General features: G+C 42.3%; 7 protein-coding genes. 5 read left to right on the top strand and 2 right to left on the bottom strand.

Going from position 1 to position 9,407, the window contains the following annotated elements:
* Positions 1 to 84: 84 nt before the first annotated feature.
* The 4 genes from glgC to AC13DA_RS02185 are packed head-to-tail and all read left to right on the top strand — an operon-like array spanning position 85 to position 4,853.
* The gene (gene glgC / locus AC13DA_RS02170) at positions 85 to 1,353 is read left to right on the top strand and encodes a glucose-1-phosphate adenylyltransferase (RefSeq protein WP_007146263.1); all 1,269 of its coding nucleotides are present in this window, start codon (positions 85 to 87) and stop codon (positions 1,351 to 1,353) included.
* On the top strand, positions 1,343 to 3,025 hold the full coding sequence (locus AC13DA_RS02175) for a glycoside hydrolase family 57 protein (RefSeq protein WP_273181091.1): 1,683 nt from the start codon (positions 1,343 to 1,345) through the stop codon (positions 3,023 to 3,025). Before glgC ends, AC13DA_RS02175 begins: the two co-directional genes overlap by 11 nt.
* Before the next feature lie 3 nt (positions 3,026 to 3,028).
* Positions 3,029 to 4,477, top strand: a complete 1,449-nt coding sequence (gene malQ / locus AC13DA_RS02180; RefSeq protein WP_284450601.1) for a 4-alpha-glucanotransferase — start codon at positions 3,029 to 3,031, stop codon at positions 4,475 to 4,477.
* Positions 4,464 to 4,853 (top strand): glycine cleavage system protein H, encoded by a 390-nt coding sequence (locus AC13DA_RS02185; protein ID WP_284450600.1) that lies wholly within the window; start codon positions 4,464 to 4,466, stop codon positions 4,851 to 4,853. The genes malQ and AC13DA_RS02185 overlap by 14 nt, the downstream gene beginning before the upstream one ends.
* On the opposite strand, the gene AC13DA_RS02190 is transcribed toward AC13DA_RS02185, so the two are convergent.
* Together AC13DA_RS02190 and AC13DA_RS02195 are read right to left on the bottom strand one after the other, a co-directional pair.
* Positions 4,829 to 5,950, bottom strand: coding sequence for an anhydro-N-acetylmuramic acid kinase (locus AC13DA_RS02190; RefSeq protein ID WP_284450599.1), 1,122 nt, complete (start codon positions 5,948 to 5,950; stop codon positions 4,829 to 4,831). The genes AC13DA_RS02185 and AC13DA_RS02190 overlap by 25 nt on opposite strands.
* 5 nt (positions 5,951 to 5,955) lie before the next feature.
* A complete protein-coding gene (locus AC13DA_RS02195) occupies positions 5,956 to 7,542 on the bottom strand; it encodes an OapA family protein (RefSeq protein ID WP_284450598.1) in 1,587 nt (528 codons plus the stop codon).
* Between the two features lie 132 nt (positions 7,543 to 7,674).
* Between AC13DA_RS02195 and tyrS the strand changes: the two genes are divergently transcribed.
* Complete coding sequence (tyrS, locus tag AC13DA_RS02200) at positions 7,675 to 8,871, top strand: tyrosine--tRNA ligase (RefSeq protein WP_284450597.1); 1,197 nt, start codon at positions 7,675 to 7,677, stop codon at positions 8,869 to 8,871.
* Positions 8,872 to 9,407: the final 536 nt, after the last annotated feature.

A 9,407-nucleotide genomic window follows, 5' to 3' on the forward strand; every position in this document is an offset into this window, starting at 1 on the left:
TTTTAATTGCTGTTCAATGCTTGCTTATGGCAGGCTAACAATATTACAGCACAAATAATAGGTTTTTTGCCGGAGAATTCATCTATGAGTGAAAACAATAGTACCCGTTTTGTCAGTCGTCTTACCCGTGATACCTTGGCTTTAATTTTAGCCGGCGGTCGTGGTTCTCGGCTTAAACAACTGACGGATTGGCGTGCTAAACCCGCCGTACCATTTGGTGGTAAGTTCAGAATTATTGATTTTCCTCTGTCTAATTGTGTTAACTCAGGTATTCGGCGTGTGGGAATTCTCACTCAGTACAAGGCTCACTCTTTAATCAGGCATGTTCAGCAGGGGTGGGGCTTTATGCGAGGCGCACTGGGTGAATTTGTCGAATTACTACCAGCATCACAGCGTAATGAGAGAGGCTGGTATGCCGGCACGGCTGATGCGGTCTATCAAAATATCGATATCCTGAGAAACCATGGTCCGGAATATGTTCTGATACTGGCCGGTGATCATATTTATAAAATGGATTATGGTGATATGCTAGCTGAGCATGTTGCTCAAAACGCGGATATGACAATTGGCTGCATTGAAGTACCGATTGAAGAAGCCAAGTCACTGGGAGTGATGTCGGTAGATGCAAACAGACGCATCGTGGCGTTTAATGAAAAACCTGATGAACCAACCCCTATTTTGGGCCGCGAAGATGTGGCGCTGGCTTCGATGGGCATTTATGTTTTTAATGCCGCATTTTTATATGAACAGTTAATCAAGGATGCCGATACACGCACTTCGACTCATGATTTTGGGCACGATATTATTCCCAATCTGATTAAAAACTATAAAGTCGTTGCTTTTCCATATAAAGATGTGCAGGGCAATGACCCGGGCTATTGGCGTGATGTAGGGACTATTGATGCTTTTTGGTCTGCCAACCTGGAACTGATTGGTGTGACACCTGAGTTGAACCTGTATGACGATGATTGGCCTATCTGGACACATCAGGCGCAACAGCCACCGGCTAAATTTGTGTTTGATGACGATGACCGAAGAGGGATGGCTGTCGATTCAATGGTATCTGGAGGTTGTATCATTTCTGGCTCGACTGTGCGCCACTCTGTTTTATTTTCGAATGTTGAGGTACACAGTTACTCATTGGTTGAAGACAGCGTCGTTTTACCAGATGTGACAATTGGTCGTCACTCAGTACTTAAACGTGTGGTTATTGATAAAGGCTGCGTTATTCCAGAAGGTACGGTGATTGGTGAAGATCCGGAACAAGATGCAAAACGTTATTACGTCTCTCCAAACGGCGTGGTTTTAGTCACACCTGAAATGTTAGGACAAAATTATCGTTATGTCAGATAAAATAAAAGTGGTACTTTGCTGGCATATGCACCAGCCTCAATACAGTGAGCCTATGGGCGGACTGTATCAGTTGCCATGGACATATCTTCATGCCATTAAGGATTACGTCGATATGGCGTGGCACTTGGAGAATGTGGCTGGTGCTAAAGCTGTCGTCAATTTTGCGCCGACATTATTGGAGCAACTTGCTGACTATGATGAGCAGTTGCAAGGGCGATTTAAAGGTACTGGTAGGTTAAAAGATCCACTACTGATTGCCCTCGATTCTCCTGTGCAGCCAGTTCACGCCGAAGAGCGTAAAACATTAATTAATGCCTGTTTACGCGCAAATGATGAAAAATTAATCCAGCCATTTCCGCATTTCGCCAAACTTGTCAAAATGGCGCGTTGGCTTCTCAACGACCCTGAGCGTCTCAATTATGTGAATGATCAGTTTATGATCGATATGCTGGTCTGGTATCACTTAGTCTGGATGGCTGAGTCAGTCAGACGCAGCGATGTCCGCATTCAGGCTTTAATGAAAAAAGGCAGACATTACACATTTCATGACAGGCGTCAGTTGATGATTGTTATTGGTGAGCTGTTAAAAGATTTGATACCGCGTTATCGCCGCCTTGCTGAAACAGGACGTGTTGAGTTATCAGTGACGCCATATGCACATCCCATCATCCCGTTATTACTTGATATCAATTCAGCTCATGAGGCGATGCCTGATGCTGAACTACCGCTTGAAACCCATTACCCGGGAGGAGAGCAGCGTGCCCACTGGCATATGGAAGAGGGGATAAAAGTCTTTAAATCCTTTTTTGGTTTTACACCTAAAGGCTGTTGGCCTTCAGAAGGTGCTGTTTCAGAAGCGGCATTAAAACTGATTGCTAAACATGGCTTCACATGGGCTGCCACAGGTGAAAATGTGCTCAGAAATAGTTTAAAACTTTCTGGCATGACTGACGCAAGCATTCATAAACCATATAAATTACCTGGCACGTCACCGGTCTGCTTTTACAGAGACGACGGTCTCTCGGATATGATTGGTTTTACCTATACAAAATGGGGGGCTGATGATGCTGTCAATGATTTCGTCCATCATATCCTCAATATTAAAGCCAATACCGAGGGGGATGATGACCGGGTCATTTCTGTGATTTTGGATGGAGAAAATGCCTGGGAATATTACTCATACAATGGCTATTATTTTCTACAGAGTTTGTATCGAACCTTGTCTGAGCATCCTGATATCGAACTTACCACATTCACTGAATGTCTTGAGAATGGGGTTCAAGCTGCCGAGTTGCCTAAAATGGTCGGTGGGAGCTGGGTTTATGGTTCTTACTCCACCTGGATAGGCGATAAAGACAAGAACCGAGCCTGGGACTTATTGAGTGATGCGAAAAAAACCTTTGATAAGGTGATGGCAAGCAAAGAGTTTGAGCCAGAAATGCAACTGGCACTTGAAAGGCAACTAGCCATTTGTGAAGGCTCAGACTGGTTCTGGTGGTTTGGCGACTATAACTCAGCTGATAGTGTGAGTGATTTTGAGCGTTTGTATCGTCTGCATTTGTCTAACCTGTATCAAATGTTAGGTGAGGTTGTCCCGCAAAAATTATCTGAAGTAGTTTCTCATGGTGGCGCTGGTGTGGAACAGTCGGGAACAATGAGGCGTGGAAGTTAACTAGTGAATCAAGCAAAAGTATTCAATAAGCGCCGAAGCGGCATCCTTTTACATATAACGAGTTTACCTTCTGGTAATCTCGGAGCAGATGCCTTTAAATTCATTGATTTTCTCTGTGCTTCTGGCGGCACTGTCTGGCAGATGTTACCACTTGGCCCAACGCACGAAGATGGCTCACCATATCAGTGTTTGTCTGCTCATGCGGGTAATAACCGGTTTATTTGCCGTGAGACATTAAAATCGCAAAGCTGGGCGGAACCGACAAAACTAAATGACGCCAAAATGTCGCGCTTAATGGCTACGGCATATCGTCAGTTTCTGAAAAATGCTACTGAGGAAGATAAGCAGCAGTTTATTTCGTTTTGTAGTGAACAGCAGTATTGGCTTGATGACTATGTGCTGTTTCGTGAAATTCGTCATCTCAATCAGGCTCGCGCCTGGTTTGACTGGCCACATGAACTCCGTGAACGGCACCCTGACGCGTTAAATAAAGTAACACAGGAACGCGATGAAGCATTGATGATTCGTCGCTTCGAGCAATATGTGTTTTTCACTCAGTGGCAGCAACTACGAGAATATGCGAATAAGAAAGGTGTGAAGTTATTTGGCGATATGCCTATCTTTGTAGCCCATGATAGTGCTGATGTTTGGGCAGAGCCATTATTATTTACCTTGGATGAGCAAGGTGCTTCTACCCGGGTTGCAGGGGTTCCCCCTGATTATTTTTCTGAAACAGGCCAGCGCTGGGGTAATCCATTGTATGAATGGCAACATCACATTCAACAGAATTTTGATTGGTGGAAACGGCGCTTAAAAACACAGCTCGCACTTTTTGACTTAATCAGAATTGATCATTTCAGAGGATTTGAGGCTTGTTGGGAAATTCCTGCAATATGTGAAACGGCAGTAGATGGTGAATGGAAGCCTGCACCCGGTGAGCAGCTATTTGATGAATTATTAGACTATTTTGGTGAGCTACCTTTAGTCGCGGAAGATTTAGGCATTATTACCGAAGAAGTAACTAAGCTTCGGGAAAAATATGGAATGCCAGGCATGAAAATTCTTCAATTTGCCTTTGGTGGTGATGCTTCAAATCCCTATCTGCCACACCAGCAATGTGAAGACAGTGTGACTTATACTGGCACACATGATAACAATACCACTCTGGGCTGGTATCAGCAGCTTGATGAGCACACTAAAGCTCATATTCAGGCCTACTTTGGGGAAACAACAGAGTCTATGCCATGGCTACTGATTCGCTCTGCCTTACGTTCGGTATCAGAGTTAGCGATCTTACCATTGCAAGATATCCTGTCCCTAGATGGTAAACATAGAATGAATGTACCAGGAACAATGATGGGTAACTGGCTTTGGCAGTTTAATTGGGATATGTTTAGTCCCGAAATTTCACAAAGGTTAAAATCGCTGAACAGTTTGTATGGTCGATGTTAATCAACGCTTTTTCTCATCACAGCATATATGGTTGACTCCACTCGATGGCGGAAATGAACTAAGACTGGGGATCAGTGAGTTTTTGCAGGATCAACTTGGCGATATTACTCATGTACATTTACCGGTAATTGGGCAAAATTACTATATAGGCGATAGCTTATTTGTTATTGAATCAATGAAGTCAGCGACAGAGTTTTATTCTCTGCTGACTGGCGTAGTAACTGCAGTCAATCTGCCATTAACAGATACACCACAATTAATTAACCAAGATCCATTTGATACTGGCTGGTTATGCCAGATGAATGTGAGTGACATAACTCATTTGCCTGAAACACTAATGTCTCTGACAGCTTATGAAGCGATGTTAGATGGGTAGATTGCGCCAAGAAGACTTAACTTTTCTGCACCAGTGACGGCAGGCAAGTTACCTGAAGCATGAGACAGCGTTCGCATGGCTAACCAAGCAAAGGCACATGCTTCAACCCAGTCGGGTGCAAGGCCTAGACTGGATGTTGTATCGACTCTGACACCTGATAGGTTCTTGCGTAAGGCATCCATCAAAACTTGATTATGTGAGCCACCGCCACAGACAAAGACGGCATCCGTATTATCAGCATAATTAATGATGGCATCACTTATTGAACGAGCTGTCATTTCCAATAAGGTCTTTTGAATATCTTTCGCTGGAATAGGTTTATCAATATTAGCCAGAATATTGCTCAGCCATTTTAAATTGAAGTATTCTCGACCTGTACTTTTGGGTATGGACTGTTGAAAAAAACTATCTGCCATCAGCGTTTCCAACAGTTGTTCATCAATGATACCGTCTCGAGCCCAGTCGCCATTAGCATCATATAATGCCAAGTGGTGTTGCTGATACCATTCATCCATCAGTACGTTTCCGGGGCCTGTATCAAAGCCAGAAACGGCTTTATTTTTATCTTTTGGCAAAATGGTGATATTACCAATACCCCCGATGTTTGCAATGACTCTGTTTTCATCATCAGAGTGAAAAAGTGCTTGGTGAAATGCTGGAACTAATGGTGCTCCCTGACCACCAAGAACGATGTCCCGTTGACGGAAGTCTGCGACAGTCGTTATCCCTGTTTTCTCAGCAATAACATTTGCATTGCCTATTTGCATACTAAATGGATATTGAGCTTCTGGTGCATGGAAAATAGTCTGTCCATGACAGCCTATCGCTGTAATACTGTTTGCAGCGATTTGTGTTTCATTCAGAAGCTGATTGATTGCCTGGCTATATTCATGGCCTAAGGCAATATCAATTTGCCCCAATTGTTGTAAGTGAGTTCTGGCTGAACTAATTAGTTGATGCAGATCTCTTCTTAACTGATTACTGAATGGGTAAGTCTCAGCAGCAATCAAACGTATCTGCTGATCATTGAAGTCAGTGATAGATACATCAATACCATCAAGACTGGTGCCAGACATCACACCAATATATAGACTCATATATTTTAGTTTTGGTTAAGTGCCAATGTTGGGACTTTTAATGAATCCAGTTGCACAAGCAGTGGTTGAGACTTTTGTTTGAAATCTGCCATGTATTTTGCGTTCAGCGGTTCAGCTTTTGGCAGCGCCACGGTTAATGGATTATGGTGAACACCATTGATACGGAATTCATAATGTAAATGTGGACCTGTAGCCAGACCACTCATACCGACATAACCAATGACTTGTCCTTGTTTAACACGTTGGCCTCGTTTTAAACCTGATTTGAATTTTGACATGTGGCCGTATAGTGTTGTGTATTTACCGCCGTGAGATAAGATAATTACACGACCATAACCACCTTTATTTCCAATAAAATCGACCTTGCCATCACCTGTTGCCAAGATAGGGGTGCCTGTCGGTGCAGCATAATCAACACCACGATGCGGTCTGTTTGTTTTTAATACTGGATGTTTTCTATTAGGATTAAAGACAGAACTGATACGGCTAAAGTGCACGGGTGTTCTGGTGAAGGTTTTTCTCATACTTTCACCCTGAGGAGTAAAGTAATGTGTATTGCCTTCGCTGTCTGTGTAACGAACAGCTCGGAATGTTTTGCCTCGGTTTGTAAATTCTGCGGCTAAGATATCGCCGTCATCAAATTTTTTCCCATCAAGATAATCTTCTTCGAAAATCACTTTGAAACTATCTCCCTGACGCAAGTCAAGAGCAAAGTCGATATCCCAACCAAAAATATGGGCTAATTCCATCACGAGTTTATCTGATAGACCCGCCTGTAAACCTGAACCGAATAATGACGATTCAATTTCACCAAATATTTGTTTTTGGCGTTTATCGGTTTCTTTTGTAAGTATTTCAGCCTTATAGCCATCTTGAGTGGCCACTAATTCTAATTTTTTGATAGGACTAAAAATCAGATCAAGTTGCTTAAGTTGGGTTTGTCCTTCTTCATCTTTAGTTAGGCCGAAGTGTAATTCCTGACCTGGTTTAAGATTGAGTAAAGGTTTAATAGATTTTCCAGTTTGTGCAACGTTATAGACATCGCGTGCTGATAAACCCACTTTAGGAAAAATGAGTGATAGATTGTCACCAGACTTAACGGTCACTTGCTTCCATTCTGCTATGGAAGGATCAACCGCTTCTTCAGTCGAGGCTGCCATATTAACTCTTTCATCTGTAGTAGCTGATACAGACTGTTCTTCCTGTTGAGATTCTTCTAAATTAATGCGTTCAAGCTGTGCAGATTCTGCAACACCAAGATCGCTAGAGTCAGGAATATCAACTAATTCAGTTTGTGGATTATTGACAGTTGGTTGTTCAGGTGTTGCCAGACTTAATTGAACAGACTGTTTTGATGAATCATCAGAGTTTGCCGTATGTTCAGCACCAATCTGGCCTGGAAGGTTAATTGTTTGCGATTTAGTATCAGTGCTAACTGGGGTGCTGGTCGCCAGAACCATGCTGGTGACAAATACACCGATCACGCTTGCAATTGATAAGGCTATGTAATGATGACGTTTGCCATAGAACTTTTTTTCACTTGAGAACAGTTTTGACTTTGCTGGGGAGTTCAAAAGTCTATTACGTTTCATATGCAAACTCTTGGTAAAATTATAAATTCTCCTAATTCTCTCAATAAATGATCAGAATTGGAACCCCTTATTTTATGTCTGTTGTGATAATATTGCCGACCACTTAAAACACAAGAACTTGGAGTGCTGTAAATGATCCCTGTAGATGAGGCGATGCTTGAGATTCGTCGTGGTGCGGAAGAAATTTTAGTTGAAAGCGAGCTTATTGAAAAACTCTCCACAGGAAAACCGTTAAGGATAAAGGCAGGTTTTGATCCCACTGCACCTGATTTGCATCTTGGACATACCGTACTTCTCAATAAAATGCGTCAATTTCAACAGATGGGACACACCGTCATCTTTTTGATTGGTGACTTTACCGGGCTTATTGGCGACCCAACGGGGAAAAGTGCTACTCGTCCGCCACTCACTGCCGAAGAAATTGAAGAGAACGCTAAAACTTATAAAGAACAAGTCTTTAAAATTCTAGACCCGACCAAAACAGAAATACGTTTTAATTCCGAGTGGTTTAAAGAAAAAGGTGCTGACTTCATGATTAAGTTAGCAGGAAAGTTAAGTGTGGCTCGGATGTTAGAACGAGATGATTTCAAAAAACGCTTTAAAGCGAATCAATCAATTTCAATTCACGAATTTCTTTACCCTTTAGTACAGGGTTATGACTCTGTTGCGTTAAAAGCTGATGTTGAACTTGGCGGGACAGATCAGAAATTTAACCTATTAATGGGGCGTGAATTACAAAAGGCCGAAGGACAAGACTCACAAGTCGTTATCATGACACCATTATTAGAAGGCTTGGATGGCATCAAGAAAATGTCTAAGTCTCTAGGAAACTATGTGGGCATTACCGAAGCACCAGGTACTATGTTTCAAAAAATAGTCTCTATCCCTGACTCACTGATGTGGCGCTGGTATGAGCTACTGTCATTTAAATCAATAAAAGAAATTGAAAACCTGAAGGCTAGCGTAGACAACGGAGCTAACCCCCGTGATGTCAAAATTGAGCTGGCAAGAGAAATAGTCGCTCGCTTTCATGGTGAAGAAGCCGCAGCCACTGCTCATAAGGGGGCTGGCAATGTTATCACTGACGGTGAAGTGCCAGAGGGGACACCTGAAATCGAAATTTCATTGGACGGACAAACTGAGCTAGCCATCGGTGCTGTTATAAATAAAGCCAACCTGGTTGCCAATTCAGCCCAAGCGAAAGATATGCTTAACAATGGGCGTGTGAAAGTGGAGTGGGATATAGTTGAGCCTAGTTTACAGCTCGGCGCAGGCAAATATCTAATACAAGCCGGTAAGAAAAAAATTGCTTGGGTCATTCTAAAGTAAGTTTGGAATGAGCCGAACTCCAGTATCGAATTCGCTCAGAAAGTCAGTTTTGATTTGTTTAGTACAATCAAATACGACGATAACAAGATTTTCTGACCGGAACAAGCAGCATTCAAGCAGCTAGAAAATGAATGTTTTCACAGCTATTTGAATTTAAGAAAATAAAAAAACATATAGATTCAAACAGCTAGGTAATAAAAAGTCTAAAAGGGAAAATCTTCCTGTTGACGCTGCGTCAATACGCTGTAGAATGCGCCTCTCTTGCTGATGAGGGAGCCCGAAAAGGCTAGTTGAATTGGCATTTGGCTTAAGGTTTACAGTTTTAAAAATGTAAAAAATTAAGTTGACAGTCTGGCAGAGAGCTGTATAATTCTCGCTTCTTTGTTGCAGGAAACATCAGCAACAAACGCTCTTTAACAAAATAGTATCAAGTAATTTGTGTGGGTACTTACGTTAGGTCACTAGAAGATCTGACGCTTAGTATTTACATGCTAACGTCAAAATGAGTTTTGTAGTTTTTTTAAAAGCTACGCCAA

The sequence above is a fragment of the Methylophaga sp. F-2 genome, assembly GCF_056859315.1.